The sequence below is a fragment of the Janibacter sp. CFPM2_SD2 genome (assembly GCF_057364645.1).
Genome location: NZ_JBNFOF010000004.1, coordinates 1 through 14,946, shown reverse-complemented (window position 1 = coordinate 14,946; position 14,946 = coordinate 1). Strand labels below are relative to the sequence as shown.

Genomic DNA, 14,946 nt, shown 5'->3' with positions numbered 1-14,946 from the left:
CAGGGGCTGCTCGAGCTGGGGGCCTTCATCGGGTTGTGTCGTACTCAGGACTGACGTGACTGAGCTGTCATGGTTTGTCGCGCCTCCACGAGTACATCCCAGCGCTTGGGCACATGCGTCAGGTTGAGGGGCGGGCTGGAGGCGCCGATGACCTCGGCCTCGATGTCAACCAGCCGCTCGGCGCCCTCGGGCTTCTCCCATGTGGCGATGGACAGCTCCCGCACCATCCAATCCGTCAGGCGGGCATCGGATCGGGGCTCGAGTGCGAAGCTTGCGCGACCGTCGGGTCGGGAGGGGTTGCGTGGTTGTGCTGTCAGATCGAGCTCGACCCGGAGGAGTGCCGCGAGACTCCGCCTGAGGGTTGATTTGCCGGTCTTGCCAGAGGTGAAGTGGGTCTGTAGATCGCGGCTGACGAGGCTGCGCTCAGCCTTGCCGATGTACAACGGTGCGTCGACATCTGACGTCGGCACACCGAGAGCGCGTCGGGCCTGCTCCGTCCCAGAGATGGCGTAGAGGCCAGGGACCGGTTGCACCCTCGTGAGAGCGTCCTCGTACGACAGGCTCGGGCCGTGCAGAGCTGTCACCGCTCGAAGGGCGTGAGGCGACAGTCCTCGCTGTGCCTGCCCGTGCCCCGCCTTTCGTGCCGAGCCCCTGAATTCGTCGGCCGGGTATCGCTCAGCGTTACGGCGGGACTTGGCGGTCAGCGCGTCGTCGAGATCGATGTCCAGGACATCCGCGAACCTCAACAGGTAGGTGAGGATGTCCGCGACTTCGTCACGGACATCCTGCGCCTTATCGCCCGACATGACGGCCGCCGCCTCCTCTGGCGTCAGCCACTGGAAGATCTCGACGAGCTCACTGGCTTCGACCGCGAGAGCCATCGCCAGGTTCTTTGGGGTGTGGAACTGCTCCCAGTCCCGCTCGTGGGCGAACTCGCGGATGCGTTCCGTCCAGACCTCGGTGTTCATGACTCCACCCAACACCACGGGGCCGACATCAGAGCCAATCGCACTCGGCGTTATGGGCGGCGAGCAGTTCGGGCACCGGATGCTCGGAAGGCTCCTCGGGAAGTCCGAGCTCAACCCCGTCGAACTCGTCGTAGGTGTCAGCCAGTCGGGGGTCGACCCGCACGACGTAGTCCGGCGTCACCGTGAGTTGATGCAGGTCGAACAGGGTGTGGATGTCGGCGCGCAGGAGTAGACCGTTGTCCGTCCGATTCGACTGCGGCCCCAAGTACCGGGCGATGTGAGCAGCCTCCAGCACAGCGACCGCGGTCGTCCCAGTGACGGCGCATTGCCGCCCATAGGCCCCCACGAGGCGACTGCGGAAGGCCTGCTGCCCTTGCCGTTGCGCGATCGATCGCATCGCGTAGGTGCGGTTGTCGAACCCCAACCGCTTCATCTCTGCCTCACGCTCGGCGTCGCGATACGGGGCCGCAATGGGCGCGGTGGAGAAGTACTGAGCCAGCACCTGCTCCTCGAGAGGGTCCTCGAAAGCCCGCAGCCGCGGGTAGTAGTCGTAGCCCCACTGATCACGCAGCTCCTGCCATCGTGGCTGAGACGACGGGTCCTGCGACAGACAGTCGAATTCGAAGCGTGCCCTGTACGTCCGGACGCCAGTGTCGTCCCAGGGCTGCTTGTCCGTCGACGAGATGGGATATGCGGAGGTGGTCGCCGTGCACTGCGACACGAGAGAGCCTCTGGATTGCCAGAAGTACACCGTGTCTCCCAACTCGATCTTGTGGTGGGACGTCATGTCCCAGTAGCCCGCGTCGTGGGCGATGCCCCAATGCTCGGGGTGGTCCTTGTGGATGAAGACGACCCAACTCGTCATGACATGCCTGCTCCGTGTGAGTCACGGGGGAGGCATGTCCGCCAGTGGAAGCCTGTCGATCCGTTGTCGGTGTTCGGTTGAACAGTCCTGCAGCAGCCGAGCGACTATGGCCGTACGAGCGACCGCAGGAAGTCTCTGGTCTGTGGGTCGGTCGAGTAGATGTGCACGCTGCGCATGCCGCGGGTCAGCAGCACCTTGTAGACGTTCCGCACGAGCCGGTCGAAGTCCTCGTCCGGCACCTTGGCCCGGCTCTTGAAGTCGGGGTCGCGGTTGGCGTCGCGGACGGTGACCCAGTGCCCTTCGCGCCACACGAGGTCGGGCCCGATGATGATGCCGGCGTGGTCGTACTCGAAGCCCTGGGCGGTGTAGATGCAGCCGACCTGACCGAAGCCCGCCGGGTCCGATGCCCACAGGGCCGACGGGGGAGCCCCGCCGACCGAGCGCTCCCCACGGAGGTTCCACGGTCGCGACCAGTCGTCGATCACGACGTCGTCGACCAGAGTGCCGTCGGGTCGCGGGTCGCTCCACGGCCAGCAGTAACCGGCCGCGATCCGTGCGGTGTAGCCGTCGGCGTGCTGCTGGCCGAGCACATAGTCCAGCTCGAAGGGGGAGTCCACCACCTCCACCTCGAAGCCGTCGTCCCCGGCCCACGGGACCGGTCCACCCGGCTCGAGGCCCAGTAGTCGCAGCACCCAGTCGACGTAGATCTGCGAGCCACCGCAGCGGAACTGGTCGTCGAGGTCGATCCGCTCGACGTCGATCCCCAGGGCGGCGGAGTAGCGCTCGATGTCCTGCACCGTCCCGAGCTCACCGGGCCGCACGACCTGGTGCTCGTCGAGCAGGAAGACGGGGACCCTTGCGGCAGAGAGCAGCTCGTGGATCTGTGGCCGCGCCTGCTCACGCTGCTCCTTGCGCGTGTACCGGTTGACGGACGTCTCCCGGATGCGATGTGCCTCGTCGAGGATCAGGCAGTCGAGGTCGTTGGCCTCGGCAGTCATGAAGGAGTTGAAGTACTTGAAGAGCTTCTGCACCCGCGGTGCCCGGGCTCCGGCAACGCGACGCAGCGTCTGGGTGAAGGACCGCGACCCGGTCGCGTGCACCACGGTCCGGCCCTGCCGAGAGAGCTCGCCCATCAGGGAGAGCGCGATGACGGACTTGCCGCTACCCGGGCCGCCGCTGACGACGATCGCTCGCTTCGTGTTGGCGCGCCGCGCACGCTCGACGGCATGGAGGACGTGCTCGTAGGCGTCGCGCTGCTCGTCGAGCAGGACGAACATCTCCCTTCGCTGCACCTCGTCGGCGGCGACCGACAAGAGCTGGCGGCTCGGGGCGATGCGTGAGCCGAGGAGTGCGTCTGCCGCAGCCGCGCCGGACTCGCCTGGAGCGAGGTGCTGAGCGAGGAACTCCGCGAAGGCTGCCCGGCGCTGTCCGGTGAAAAGTCGCGATCGCTCGGAGGGCGGGCGGACGAAGAGGTCCTCGACATCGCGGTCGGTCGCGTTGTGCAGGTACGCGGCTCCGACGAGGGAGTGGTCGGTCTCGGCGAGGTGGCTGGTGAAGTCAGCGATGTAGTCGACGTAGCCCTCGACCTGGACCGCCGGGTGGGTGACCGCGCGCCCGCCGTACTGCTCGATGCTGACGAGGGTGTCGGAGCCCTCGTATGCCTCGGCCTGCGACCACTGCTTGAGCTCGACGACGACGTACGAAGGGTGTCCGGTGCGTGGGTGGACTCCGGCGAGGACCACGTCGGCCCTCTTCGAGGTCAGCGGCAGCTGGTACTCGACGAGCATCTCGACGCCGTGCAGTCCAGCGTCGACAAGGTCGGCGCGCAGCGCCGGCAGGCTCCGCTCCCACGAGCGTCGCTCGCTGGCGGAGGGGGAGTGGCCGGTCTGGATCGACATCTGCTCGGCAAGGCGTTGAGCCAGGTGGTGCTCGAGCGCCGAGAAGCCTCGGACGGAGGAGCGAAGGAGTGGCACGGACAGGTCCCCAGGCAGCACGAAACTCGTGCGGGTGGGGGCATGTCCACGAAGGGGAAGCCCGTCGGGCCGCTATGACACTGGCGAGTATGCCTCAGGAGCACAGGTGGAACGAGGGCCCGACACTCCGCCCTGTTCGACTTCAAGTCGCCTGATTGAAGTTCTCCCCGCTGTCGCCGCTTGCCTTCGTGGCAGTGGCTGTCTCTTGGGGACCGTCTTGAGAGGAGAGGGCCGTCGATGACAGGGCTGCTGGCCCTACATCCGCTTGCTGCAACTCGCGCATCTTGGGTGGTGCTGCGCGCCACGCCTTGAGGTGCTGGACCACGTCTCGGTAGAAGTCATTGATCGCGGTGAGGACGGAGTCGATGAACGCCCCTCTTCCTCGTCCACGCTTGGATCCCAACTTGGCGGTAGTCGCTACGCGGAACGTCTTCAACTCTCGCTTGGGGTCCAGAATGAGGACGGTGGGATCCAACCTCACAGCACCGAGCAACTCTGCGGTGCCCGGCCCTCGACCATGAGCGATGAATGCCTCGATGCGCACCGAGTCGCTGGCATGGGCTAGCTGCCGGGTCAGCCACTTGACTCGGGTAGCCGGGCGCCCATCGTCGGGAGCTGCGATATCCACATGGCAGGTGACTTGGCCCGAGCGGACATCCGCCGTCACGACAACTGTTCCCGCGGCGTGGGGGATCTTTATGACTCCGTTCAACGAGCCGTTACCGGTGATCTGTTCGGTGAGGTTCTGGGCTCGCAATGCGGGATCACTCATCTCCTTTCGCGAAAGGACGGGAGTGACCTCTTGGCCGAGGTCCCTGCCGAGTTCCAGACTGGCGAACTGCAGCAGGGCGTCCCACCGAGCGACGACCTCAGGCAGACCCTTGTCGTTCGTGCGCAAGGTTCCCGAGGCAATCCCCTCGCGCACGGATACCCATGTGTCTCCCATGTCACTGAACTGGAGCGCTCCCGACTTCGGGTGTTCGAGGTAGCGGATGAGCTCGCCGAGAATCCACGCCTGGTCTGGATCGGCGACTCCGCGGTATTCCTTCTGCATCACCGCCTCGACCAAGAGCTGCGACCACGACATGTGGTGAATGTCGACCTTGCGCAGTTTCCGCTTGTCGATGGGCGTTGGGTGATGTCCTATGACTCCGGGGATCTGGTTGGAGATGGTCAATACGCAGTCGAAGCCGTTCGCTCGCGCAATGTCCAGATAGTTCTCCAGCTGTTGGGTGGCCAGCTCGTTGGTTCCCGTCTTCACCTCGACGAGTGCTGTCCACTGAGTCTTCCCCCTGGTGACGCGAATGAGGCCGTCCGGGTACAACCGCTGGTCGCCGAGCTCGAACGGGACTTCGATGAACGTCTCGATGTTTCCTGCCGGCGCGCCCAATTCCTTGGTGATCGCCCGGCCGTACTCCTTCACTGACGTCATCACCGCGAGTAGCGCCGAAGTCGCTCGTCTCTCTTGCTCTTCAGCCCCATTGATCCCCGACGTTGGAATGAGTCGAGCCTGGTGCCAAGCTTCTTCGCTCACGTGACCTCCCCGTCCTTCGCTCCGTTAGCAGGGACCATAGACCTAGGAGTGCGCTCGCGGTTGATCAGCGGGGCACTGAGTCTCGGGGGCACCTCGCGCTGCTGGTAGGCAAGTCGCGGGGCGAGTTCCTTCCTCGGGTTGGAGAGCAGCTCCTCGTGCTTGCCGGACCACGAAAGGATCGATCTAGGTGTACGAGTGGTCGGGTTGTTAACAGTCGCAGTGTCGGGGCTAGGCCGCCGACTGCATCCAGTGTCGGAGCATGGGTTCCGACCACCTCGACTTGTCGTTCGTCATTCCAGGCTGGAACGAGAATCGTTGGAGTGACTTGCTCGCGACGCTCGTCAAGGCGGACCCGCAGCCCATGTCGACGATGCTCGGAGTCGACGTCAACGGGGTACTGCGGGAGGTGGCCGTCGCGCGCGGGCAGGGACAATCTGACCGGTTGGACCTGATGCTCACGCGGGACGGGCAGCAGGTGGCGGCGATCGAGGTCAAAGTCCTGTCCGACTTGGGCCGAACGCAGTTGGAAAGGTACTCGCGTGCCTTCTCCGAGGCGCAATTCCGGGTGGTTCTGCACCTGCGACGCCTTCCCGTCAGTCTTCGCGGGCTGCACCACTGGCAAAGTCTCGTGTGGGAAGACCTCTTGGAGGCCTACGCGAGCAGCAGGAACTCTTGGGTGGCTATTACGGCGCGAGCCTGGCTGCGTCAGCTGGATGACCTCGTGCCGCCGGTCCACGCGGACACCGTGTGGAACGACGTGCCGGACGACACCGCTGGTTTCGGATTGGCTCTGCGGGCCCGCATCGCATGGTTGGTGGGGCGTCTGGACGCGTGGTGCGAGTTGGAGCATGGCGTCGAGCCGTCGTCCGGCGGTGGTAACTGGGCCGTGCTCATGTCAGCGGAGTCTGTCGCGCCTGGTCACACCGTGACCGCCGAGCTGCAGGAAGGTCTCTCCGCCAAGGAGTGGAAGCGGGATCCGACACGTCCGTACCGGAATCGTGTGAAGGGGCCGGAGGTCCTCCTCGGGCTGCGTCAGTGGGGCACGTCAACGTCGGAGTACTTCGATTGGCGGGCACTCCACCGGGTCTTTGCCGGAGCAGTGCTCGACGCAGATGGGAAGCCGGTCGATGGGCGAGCGTGGCTCACGCGACCTGCGACGCCGCGCATCAGCGTTGACCGAGAAGGGTACGAGCTCATCGTCCAGCAGGGTGCTCCTCGGTGGCTGGGCAAGGGATGGGGGATGAATGTCGCGAAGTCGGTCAACATCTGCCACTTCGGTGCGCGATTCAGGCTGCCTCCGGACAGCACAATGGCGCAGATCGAGGGCGAGCTGCGCAGGCTTCAACCTCTGATCCAGCAGATGTCGACTCTGTAGTTGGCTCAGGCACGCCAGTCGCCCTCAGATGGCCCTCCACACCGCACTCGTCGGCCTTCCCCCGACCATCCGACTGTCAACAACCTGACGGCCGAGTACATCTAGGTGAAGGGACGCCCCCGGTGGAGCGGTCGTCGGCTGGGCGTTAGCCGTAGTACCAGACGGTGCCCTGGTAGACGCACCCGCCGTGGTTGTTGGTCTCGCGCTTCCCGCACCGCTCCTGGTGGTACTGCCGCGAGGACTGCAGGTCCTTGACCACGTAGCGGAGTTGCTGCTGGCACGACGAGAGGGTCGAGGTCGTGACGGTGTGCGAGGTCAGCGCGTGCGCGGGGCCGGCAGCCACGACACCTCCCGCGAGCAGGGCCGCGGTGGACAGAGTGGTGGCCAGCCGGGTCCTGGGCTTCATGACCATCCTTTCAGCGGGACCCGGTCGAGCCGAGCAACCGTCGAGCGTCCGTGCAAGGGCCTGCCCTCGCGTCGGAGACTCCACCCCATCAGCGACTCGCCGGGCTGGCCATGGGGAGGGGTCCCCATCGCGCCCGTCGAGACGGCTCGTTCCTGGCCTTCTCAGGGGCCGAAGGGGAGGGCCTCCTCAGGGACCGGTGGAGGCGGCCCTTCGAGACGGCTCGTTCCTCGCCTCCTCAGGGGCTGAGGGGTGTGGGAGGTTGATTCCATGGACGCCCTGCCGATGTTTCCGCTCGGAACGGTGCTGCTGCCCGGGCAGCCCCTGCCGCTGCAGGTCTTCGAGCCGCGCTACCTGACGATGCTGCGCGACGTCGCGGCCGGCGACGGGCGCTTCGGCGTGGTGCTCATCGAGCGGGGCTTCGAGGTCGGTGGGGGAGAGGAGCGCTTTGCCATCGGGTGCGTCGCGAGCATCGAGCAGGTCCGGCCAATGGGTGGAGGCCGGGTCGGGCTCATCGCTCGCGGCCAGGCGCGCATCGAGGTCACCAGGTGGTTGCCCGACGACCCCTACCCGCGGGCCGAGGTCACCCGCCTGCCGGACCTGACGTGGGCCGACGATGACGCCCCGCGCCTGGCCGAGACTGAGCGCACCGTCCGACGCGCGCTGACGGTGATGAGCGAGTACCGATCGCCGGCGCTGCCCGCCGACATCGAGCTGGCCGACGACCCGGTCACGCGCAGCTGGCAGCTGGCGTGGGTCGCCCAGCTCGGTGCCCTCGACCAGCTCGCGCTGCTGCGGTCGTCGTCCCTCGGCGAGCTGCTCGAGACCACCGCGCGTCTCACGAGCGAAGCCCTCGAGCTGATGCCGCTCCAGTCACCCGACGAGCCCGCCTGACCATGGGGAGGGGTCCCCACTGGCCCTTCGAGACGGCTCGTTCCTCGCCTCCTCAGGGACCGGTGGGGAAGGGCGAGGCCGACTCAGTCAGCGTCGACGAAGAGCTGCCGCGACGCCTCACCCGAGGCCAGCCCCTCACCCATCGTGCGGTACTCACCCCGCTCGAAGACCTCCGCGAGCTTCGCCTGGTCGACGAGGTGCGCCGACTGCAGCTCATCGCCAGAGATCAAGAGCAGCGAGCCGACCGGAAGCCCGAGGTAGGGGCCGAAGGTGCGGTCGCACGCCTGCAGCTCGCCCGCGTCGATGTTGCGCAGCGCGCGCTCTTCGTCGGTCTGCGCGGTGGTCATGGCGATCGACCACCCGGACCGGCGGGTGCCATCGGTCAGGGCCTGCGCGCCGGGGTCGAGCTCGAAGCGCTCCATGACGAACGCGGCGGGCTGCCCCAGGACGATCGCGTCGAGGGCAGCCGATTGGATCGCGATGGTCTCGGTGGCCCTGACCGGCGCCGCGTCGACACCCGCCTTGCGAGCCGTCTGCACCTGCTCGACCTGCCCGAGCAGGGCACCGGTGAGGTCGTCGGTCGTCCTCTCCCGATAGGCCTCGGGAGAGGAGAAGTCCGGCGTCGTGACGAGGAGGACACCCCCTTCGTCCGTGGCCTCGAGCGTGTACGGCGCATACGACATCTGCAGCCGTGCGCCCGGCTCCAGCGGACCGGCCGCGCCGGCGGCGAAGGCCATGAGGACGCTGCCGGCGAGCGGCGCGAGCTGCGGGTGGGTCCGCGCGCGCAGGGTCACGCCGTCGACGACCTCTTCGATCGTCTCGGTGGTCGGTGCCGCCGCCTGACCACGCTCGCCGATGGGAACACCCGCGCCGCGACCGTCGGCGTCGAGCAGCTGCCGGTCCGCATCGGTGACGGTGCCGTCTGTGGCCCGCGTGGCCCAGGCACCGAGGAACCGGCCGTCGGCGACCCGCGCCACCGTCCCCGTCGGCAGCGCGAGCAGCGGCACGAGGTAGGCGGCCGACTGCACGAGCAGCCCGGCGAGGACCTCGACCTCCTTGTTGCGCAGGAAGGACTTCTCGGCCGTGCGCACCAGCCAGCCGGAGTCGTCCTCCGACGTCGACGGGCGCCGCACGAGGACGAGCTCGTCGGTCCGGCCTCTTTCGACGACCGTCAGTGCCGCCTTGGTGAAGGTCACGCCCATCGCCATGTCTACCGGCGCACCATCGACGTCCGCGCGGCTGAGCACGTCCGCCTGGGCGGCCTCGATCCACAGCGCGAGCGTCAGGTCGTCGGTCGTGGCGTCGACGAAGTCTTCCGCCGCGTAGTCCGGTGCCGTGATCGCGAACTGCGTCTCCCGGTCCTGCCGCAGCTGCCAGAAGCCGAAGCCCACCATCGTCCGCAGCCCGTCCTCCGTGTTGCCCGCCTCGTGGTGGCGGCGGTAGCGGTCGACGACCGGCCGGGCGAAGGGAGCCACCTCACCCGCGCAGCGCAGCGTCGCCACGGTGCCACCACCGAGGTCGACGGCAGGCTGCGGCTCGGGCTGGGTCGAAGGGAGTGGGAGCGGGAAGGTCGTCATGGGGGCATCCTTGTCCTCCCGCCGGCCGGCGGACAGGGGGAGCGTTCCCCCCTTGTTGGCTGAGGTGCGACCGAGGAGCCTCGAAGCCGTCCGGCGCCCGAGCGTTGTCGGTGCCCGCACCTAGTGTTGGCCTCGTCGCTGGAGGACGAAGGGGGAGTGACGTTGGGTGGGATGACGGACGGCCTGCGGAGCGGTCTGGGCACGGGCGAGCTGGCCGCGCTGGCGCAGCGGGTTCTGGACGAGTGGCGTCGCGGGCCAGCCACTCGGGCCGAGCAGATGGAGGTCTGCGACTGCTGTGGCGACTGGGTCGACGTCGAGCACCCCAGGGATCGGGAGATGGCCGACCAGTGGCGTGAGGCGACGGCCGACCGCGCCCGCATGGAGTCCCTGCGCTCCGGCTCCGGCCCCGGGTGGCCGGGGCCGGAGATCGTGCCCGACGATGCGGTGACCGGCTGGACTGGGTCCCGCGCCCCCGAGTGGTGCCTCGACGAGCTGCTCTAGGACGTCAGCCGCGACCTCGTCCCTTATTGCGCAGCGGCAGGGTGAAGCGGTCGAGGTCCTGCCCGATCGTCACCTTGCCGCGGTACCCCTTCTGCGCATCGCGTCGCCACTGGTTCTTGTCGACCTTGGCCGCGCCCAGGTCGGCGTAGTGCGAGACGACGAGGTGCTTGGCGTGGGCCGCCTCGGCGACGAGACCCACCTTGTCGCTCTCGACGTGCGACTGGAGCATGTGGTCGAGCGAGGCCTCGCCGAGCCCGGCTCCCTTCACGCCGATCGCCTCGTGCACGAGCAGGTCCGTGCGCTCGGCCATCTCGATGAGGTTGTCGGAGTGGCGCGTGTCTCCGCTGAAGGTCACCGACCCGTACTCGGTGTCGAAGCGGAAGGCGTAGGCGGGGAAGACCGGCCCGTGCGGCACGAGCGTCGCGGTTACCGTCACCTTGTCGTCGGCGAAGATCGTGAAGGGCCGCATCCGCGGAGCCGTGTCGAGGTAGGTCGCGTGCACGCCGGCCGGCAGGGCGATGTCGCGCACGTCCATGAGCGTGCGGATGTCGACGACGTTCATGTCCCGCAGGAAGACGTTCATGCTGTACGCGTAGGCCGCGTGCAGCGACTGCGTCATCTCGACGGTGCCGGGCGTCGGGTTCGCCGGGTTGACCGTCGGCGCCTCGCCGCCGCCGAACTTCGGCTGCAGACCACCGGCGGCACCGGGCCCGAAGACCGGGACCTGCCGCTCGATGTGGTCACCGGCCTGGTTCTTGATGTGCCCGCCGAGCATGAAGAAGTTGTAGTAGTCGGCGATGTGGTCCGCGTGCAGGTGGGTGAGGAAGATCCCCGCGATCGAGTCGAAGCGCAGCCCCGCCGCGGCAAACTGGGTCACCGACGCGCGACCGCAGTCGACCACATAGGTGCGGCCGTCGACGACGAGGGCGCTCGCCGCGCCCACCTGGTGCAGGTCCACCGGCGGGCCCGCGCGGGTGCCGAGGAGGACGAGCTCCAGGCCATTGCCACGCGGCGGGCGAGCCTTCGCTCCCTTCGACGAAGGGGAGGCCGCCGCCATCCCGGGGACGAGCGCGAGACCCGAGGCGGCGCCGACGCCGGCCATGATCGAGCGGCGCGAGATCCCGAGGCCACGACGCGCCTCGTCAATCGCCTCCTCGCGCTCCGAGTGGACAGGCTCGTGGGGGAGCTGGTCGCACAGGCAATGAGGGCCGTGCTCGGGGTGCTGGGACATGTGAACTCCTTTGTTCGACGTCGTCGCCAAAGGTAGGGACGAGGCAAAGAGGGGATCAGCTCGTTCGTCAGGCGGGAACGCCCGCCCCTTCCAGACGGTCGCTTCGCGACCTCCTCAGGGAACGTGGGGATCCGGCCCGTCGAGACGCTTGCTGCGCAAGCTCCTCAGGGACCGTGGGTCAGCGGGTGTGGGAGGTTGGGGCGATGGACGTCCTGCCGATGTTCCCCCTTGGGCGGCGTTGCTGCCCGGCCGACCGCTGCCCCTCCAGATCTTCGAGCCGCGCTACCTCGCGATGCTTCGTGACATCGCGGCGGACGAAGGGAGGTTCGGCGTCGTCCTCATCGAGCGCGGCTTCGAGGTCGGCGGTGGAGACCACCGCTTCTCCGTCGGCACCGTCGCCGCGGTCGAGCGGGCGTGGCCGACGCCTGACGGGCGGGTCCTGCTGCTGGCGCGGGGGCAGGAGCGCTTCGAGGTCGTCCGCTGGCTGCCCGACGACCCCTACCCGCGCGCCGAGGTGCGGCTTCTGCCCGAGCTCAGGTGGAGCAGGGAGCACGCCGAGATCCTCGCCGAGACCGAGGCGACGGTCTGCCGCGCCCTCGCGGTGATGCGCGAGCACCGCTCCGACACCTGGCCCGCCGACGTCGAGCTCGCCGACGATGCCGTCACCCGCAGCTGGCAACTCGCCGGCATCGCACCGGTCGGCGCCCTCGACCAGCTGACCCTGCTGCGCTCGTCCTCCGTCGACGAGCTGCTCGAGACCACGGCGCGAGTGGCGACGGAAGCGGTCGACCTGCTGGCGATGCAATTGCCGGATGACCCGGCGTGAGCCGCGCCCCTGGTGATGCGGGGGCAGGACGTGGCTGTCGAAGGGCGACGCGCTGCACCTGATCTGAATCATGATTCACATATGGTGGACCCATGATCAACGTCGTAGCCCGCATCTCCGCCAAGCCCGAGTCCACCGACGCCATCGAGGCCGCCGTCGCCGCGGCGCGGGGCACATTCCTCGCCGACGAGGGGTGTCTGCGCTACGACCTCCAGCGCGTCGCCAAGAGCGAGGGTGAGTACATCCTCCTCGAGGCCTACGACTCCACGGAGGCGCTGAAGCGGCACGGCGAGATGGACGCCTTCGCCGAGTTCAGCCAGACCGTCGCGCCGCACCTGCTCGCTCAGCCCGAGGTCATCGTGCTCTCGCCCGTCGGTGACCAGGTCGATCTCGCGGTCTGAGGTCAGCCGCGCCGGGCCCGTTCGGCGAAGACGTCGAGCGCCGACGTCACCTGCGGAGCCGCCCACCCGGCGTCGACGCTGTAGGCCCGCCGCCTTGGTGACGACGCCAGCGTCACGCCGGCGCGCGATGACGGCGTCTGCGGTCGGCTGTGACAGACCCATCTCGCGCTGAACCATCGCCGATGTGATCGATGGCTGCCGAGAGAGCAGCGCCCGCCAGATCGCCACCGTCCGGCGGGCCCAGATCGCCGACACCCAGCCCTCTGGATCTCGATGAGGTCGCCGTCCCGGTGGGCCTCGCGCGGTGACCTGCTGCGCCGCGGCCTGTTCGACCCATCGGCTCCCCTTCGCCGCGCATCGTCGCGCCGAAGTCATCAGGGCGCGGCAGCATGAGCTTCCTGCCGGGCGACGCGCAGGAAGGAGTCTGCTGCGGGGTTGCGGCGACGATCGCGGTGCCAGACGATCGCGACCGTGCGCGGTGTGACGTGCTGGAGCGGGAGAGTGCGCAGTCCCTCGCGGGCCGAGTCCACGGACAGCCACGAGATCACGGCGGCACCCACGCCTTCGGCGGCCAGTCCCAGGATCGTGCCGTTGTCGTTGGAGCGCAGCAGGATCTGATCGAAGAGCTCCGGACGCCCCAAGCGGTTTTCGATGGCGTGGACCTCACGCATGTGCCCGTAGGTGAGCAGCGGCATGCCGGTCAGCTCGCGAGGGTGGATCGGCCCACCGTCCGCCACGAGGGGGCTGTCCTCTCGGACCACGACGACGTAGGGGTCCTCCAGCAGCTCCTGGTAGCCGAAGGGTCCGCTCATCATCGGCAGGACGACGAAGGTGAGGTCGAGCTCGCCACTCTCGACGAGGTCCAGGAGCTGCTCGTCGTTTTCCGCCTCGGTCAGCTCTATGCGCACCTGTGGCCATGCCGTGCGGAACTCGCGGACCACGCGGGGCAGGAGCCGGGAGCCCACGCTCTGGTAGCAGCCGACGCGCAGCGCGCCGGACTCCCCTTCGGCCAAGGCCCGCAGGTCGGCTCGGGCACTGTCCAATCGGGCGAAGATCGCCTCCGCGTGCCCCAGCAGGAGCTCTCCCGCAGCGGTGAGCTGGACCGCGCGCGTCCGCCAGGGCGCTCCACCCCGATCAGGGGTACGAGGCCACGGATCAACTCTGTGCTCACCTACGGTGAACGCCCCGACATGGTGCTCAACGACCTGACCTCCGAGTTGTTCTACGGCCGCACGTCGACCTGAGCGTCACGCCCCCCAGCCCACGAGCAGGACGAGCGCGAGCGAGGTCCCGGCGGCGATGAGCGTCGAGATCGTCGCGAGCGTGAGCACCTGCAGCGGCAGCGGCCACAGGTCGCGGCCGCGGATGCCCATGCCCAGGCCGTACATGCCGGCCGCGAGCAGCAGCGTCGTCATGACGTCGGTGACCGACAGGACCCCCTGCGGCAGCAAACCGCTCGTGCGGACCGCGACGGCGCCGACGAAGGCGACGATGAACCACGGCACGAGGGGAGCGGTCGCTCCCTTCGCTCCGGGGGTGGTGCGGGCGAGGACGGCCGTCAGCGGTGCGAGCAGCGCGACCCGGCCGAGCTTGACGGTCATCGCCAGCGCCACGGCGGAGGTGCCGATGAGCGACCCCGCCGCCGCCACCTGGGCCACCTCGTGGATGCTCGCGCCCGCCCAGATCGCCGCCTGCCCATCGCTCAGACCGATGACCCCCGCGAGCCATGGCACGGCGACGATCATCGCCGAGCCATAGAGGGTGACCATGGCGACGGCCAGGGCCACGTGCTGCTGCTTCGCGCGCACGGTGTCCTCGACCGCGGCGATGGCCGCGGCGCCGCAGATCGAAAAGCCCGTGGCGATGAGCAGGACCAGCCCGTCCTCGAGGCCGAGGTGGCGACCGATGTAGCGCGTCCCCGTGTAGGTCGCGAGCACCGTCGTCGCGATGACGAGGAGACCCGCCGGGCCGATCGAGACGATGTCGGCGAAGGGGAGGCGCAGCCCGAGCGCGGCCACGCCCAGTCGCAGGAGGAACTTCGTGGCGGCGCCGTGACCGGCGACGGCCGGGACCCTGCCCAGGCGGCTGTTGACCACGACCACGCCGATGACCAGGGCGATGAGCAGCGGGCCGAGCAGCGGGATCACCGCGCTCAGGGCCAGCGCCGCCCCGGCCGCGGCCAGCGGTGCGACGAGCGTCGCCCCCCGCCCTCGCTCCCTGAGGAGCTTGCGCAGCAAGCGTCTCGAAGGGGGCCGCGCGGTCATCGTCTGCATGACCACCACGGTGCCGTGGGCGCGAGCCCCTCGGTAGACCCCGAACCCGGCACGGGTCATAGTCTTGGACTATGGCTGAGCTGCCCGACCATGCGACTAGTCGAGACCCTCCGGCTGGTCTCGTG

Annotated in this window: 15 protein-coding genes; 6 read left to right on the top strand and 9 right to left on the bottom strand. The window is 68.5% G+C overall.

Annotated elements, in window-relative coordinates:
* Positions 1 to 44 precede the first annotated feature (44 nt).
* The 4 genes from AC2W7J_RS00765 to AC2W7J_RS00750 all read right to left on the bottom strand — a co-directional run bounded on the left by AC2W7J_RS00765 (position 45) and on the right by AC2W7J_RS00750 (position 5,340).
* On the bottom strand, positions 45 to 968 hold the full coding sequence (locus AC2W7J_RS00765) for a nucleotide pyrophosphohydrolase (RefSeq protein WP_485980973.1): 924 nt from the start codon (positions 966 to 968) through the stop codon (positions 45 to 47).
* A gap of 28 nt (positions 969 to 996) precedes the next feature.
* The gene (locus AC2W7J_RS00760) at positions 997 to 1,833 is read right to left on the bottom strand and encodes an HNH endonuclease (protein WP_485980971.1); all 837 of its coding nucleotides are present in this window, start codon (positions 1,831 to 1,833) and stop codon (positions 997 to 999) included.
* A 104-nt stretch (positions 1,834 to 1,937) separates the two neighbouring features.
* Entirely contained in the window at positions 1,938 to 3,806 is a 1,869-nt protein-coding gene (locus AC2W7J_RS00755) for a DNA/RNA helicase domain-containing protein (protein ID WP_485980969.1), read from the bottom strand.
* A gap of 142 nt (positions 3,807 to 3,948) precedes the next feature.
* The gene (locus tag AC2W7J_RS00750; RefSeq protein WP_485980967.1) at positions 3,949 to 5,340 is read right to left on the bottom strand and encodes a hypothetical protein; all 1,392 of its coding nucleotides are present in this window, start codon (positions 5,338 to 5,340) and stop codon (positions 3,949 to 3,951) included.
* A gap of 259 nt (positions 5,341 to 5,599) precedes the next feature.
* Here AC2W7J_RS00750 and AC2W7J_RS00745 point away from each other — a divergent pair, with 259 nt between their 5' ends.
* Positions 5,600 to 6,715 (top strand): PDDEXK-like family protein, encoded by a 1,116-nt coding sequence (locus AC2W7J_RS00745; RefSeq protein ID WP_485980966.1) that lies wholly within the window; start codon positions 5,600 to 5,602, stop codon positions 6,713 to 6,715.
* 145 nt (positions 6,716 to 6,860) lie between these two features.
* On the opposite strand, the gene AC2W7J_RS00740 is transcribed toward AC2W7J_RS00745, so the two are convergent.
* Entirely contained in the window at positions 6,861 to 7,121 is a 261-nt protein-coding gene (locus AC2W7J_RS00740) for a hypothetical protein (RefSeq protein WP_485980965.1), read from the bottom strand.
* Positions 7,122 to 7,388: 267 nt separating this feature from the next.
* On the opposite strand from AC2W7J_RS00740, the gene AC2W7J_RS00735 reads away from it, so the two are divergent.
* Positions 7,389 to 8,012 (top strand): LON peptidase substrate-binding domain-containing protein, encoded by a 624-nt coding sequence (locus AC2W7J_RS00735; protein WP_485980963.1) that lies wholly within the window; start codon positions 7,389 to 7,391, stop codon positions 8,010 to 8,012.
* A gap of 83 nt (positions 8,013 to 8,095) precedes the next feature.
* Here the strand turns inward: AC2W7J_RS00735 and AC2W7J_RS00730 are convergent, their stop codons facing one another.
* The gene (locus tag AC2W7J_RS00730) at positions 8,096 to 9,589 is read right to left on the bottom strand and encodes a hypothetical protein (protein WP_485980962.1); all 1,494 of its coding nucleotides are present in this window, start codon (positions 9,587 to 9,589) and stop codon (positions 8,096 to 8,098) included.
* 171 nt (positions 9,590 to 9,760) lie between these two features.
* Here AC2W7J_RS00730 and AC2W7J_RS00725 point away from each other — a divergent pair, with 171 nt between their 5' ends.
* The gene (locus tag AC2W7J_RS00725) at positions 9,761 to 10,090 is read left to right on the top strand and encodes a hypothetical protein (RefSeq protein WP_485980960.1); all 330 of its coding nucleotides are present in this window, start codon (positions 9,761 to 9,763) and stop codon (positions 10,088 to 10,090) included.
* Between the two features lie 4 nt (positions 10,091 to 10,094).
* Here AC2W7J_RS00725 and AC2W7J_RS00720 read toward each other — a convergent pair whose 3' ends face one another.
* Positions 10,095 to 11,321, bottom strand: a complete 1,227-nt coding sequence (locus AC2W7J_RS00720) for an MBL fold metallo-hydrolase (protein ID WP_485980958.1) — start codon at positions 11,319 to 11,321, stop codon at positions 10,095 to 10,097.
* A 238-nt stretch (positions 11,322 to 11,559) separates the two neighbouring features.
* Here AC2W7J_RS00720 and AC2W7J_RS00715 point away from each other — a divergent pair, with 238 nt between their 5' ends.
* Entirely contained in the window at positions 11,560 to 12,147 is a 588-nt protein-coding gene (locus AC2W7J_RS00715) for an LON peptidase substrate-binding domain-containing protein (protein ID WP_485980956.1), read from the top strand.
* Positions 12,148 to 12,239: 92 nt separating this feature from the next.
* A complete protein-coding gene (locus tag AC2W7J_RS00710) occupies positions 12,240 to 12,548 on the top strand; it encodes a putative quinol monooxygenase (RefSeq protein WP_255186002.1) in 309 nt (102 codons plus the stop codon).
* Positions 12,549 to 12,922: 374 nt separating this feature from the next.
* Here the strand turns inward: AC2W7J_RS00710 and AC2W7J_RS00705 are convergent, their stop codons facing one another.
* Positions 12,923 to 13,591, bottom strand: coding sequence for a LysR family transcriptional regulator substrate-binding protein (locus AC2W7J_RS00705; protein WP_485980954.1), 669 nt, complete (start codon positions 13,589 to 13,591; stop codon positions 12,923 to 12,925).
* A gap of 21 nt (positions 13,592 to 13,612) precedes the next feature.
* Here AC2W7J_RS00705 and AC2W7J_RS00700 point away from each other — a divergent pair, with 21 nt between their 5' ends.
* Positions 13,613 to 13,792 (top strand): hypothetical protein, encoded by a 180-nt coding sequence (locus AC2W7J_RS00700; protein ID WP_485980952.1) that lies wholly within the window; start codon positions 13,613 to 13,615, stop codon positions 13,790 to 13,792.
* A 3-nt stretch (positions 13,793 to 13,795) separates the two neighbouring features.
* On the opposite strand, the gene AC2W7J_RS00695 is transcribed toward AC2W7J_RS00700, so the two are convergent.
* The gene (locus tag AC2W7J_RS00695) at positions 13,796 to 14,821 is read right to left on the bottom strand and encodes a YeiH family protein (RefSeq protein ID WP_485980951.1); all 1,026 of its coding nucleotides are present in this window, start codon (positions 14,819 to 14,821) and stop codon (positions 13,796 to 13,798) included.
* Between the last annotated feature and the right edge of the window lie 125 nt (positions 14,822 to 14,946).

Excerpts from the sequence above, each read along its gene's own strand:
- AC2W7J_RS00765 (WP_485980973.1), bottom strand. The coding sequence starts at position 968 with ATGAACACCGAGGTCTGGACGGAACGCATCCGCGAGTTCGCCCACGAG.
- AC2W7J_RS00760 (WP_485980971.1), bottom strand. The coding sequence starts at position 1,833 with ATGACGAGTTGGGTCGTCTTCATCCACAAGGACCACCCCGAGCATTGG.
- AC2W7J_RS00745 (WP_485980966.1), top strand. The coding sequence starts at position 5,600 with ATGGGTTCCGACCACCTCGACTTGTCGTTCGTCATTCCAGGCTGGAAC.
- AC2W7J_RS00740 (WP_485980965.1), bottom strand. The coding sequence starts at position 7,121 with ATGAAGCCCAGGACCCGGCTGGCCACCACTCTGTCCACCGCGGCCCTG.
- AC2W7J_RS00735 (WP_485980963.1), top strand. The coding sequence starts at position 7,389 with ATGGACGCCCTGCCGATGTTTCCGCTCGGAACGGTGCTGCTGCCCGGG.
- AC2W7J_RS00730 (WP_485980962.1), bottom strand. The coding sequence starts at position 9,589 with ATGACGACCTTCCCGCTCCCACTCCCTTCGACCCAGCCCGAGCCGCAG.
- AC2W7J_RS00725 (WP_485980960.1), top strand. The coding sequence starts at position 9,761 with ATGACGGACGGCCTGCGGAGCGGTCTGGGCACGGGCGAGCTGGCCGCG.
- AC2W7J_RS00720 (WP_485980958.1), bottom strand. The coding sequence starts at position 11,321 with ATGTCCCAGCACCCCGAGCACGGCCCTCATTGCCTGTGCGACCAGCTC.
- AC2W7J_RS00710 (WP_255186002.1), top strand. The coding sequence starts at position 12,240 with ATGATCAACGTCGTAGCCCGCATCTCCGCCAAGCCCGAGTCCACCGAC.
- AC2W7J_RS00695 (WP_485980951.1), bottom strand. The coding sequence starts at position 14,821 with ATGCAGACGATGACCGCGCGGCCCCCTTCGAGACGCTTGCTGCGCAAG.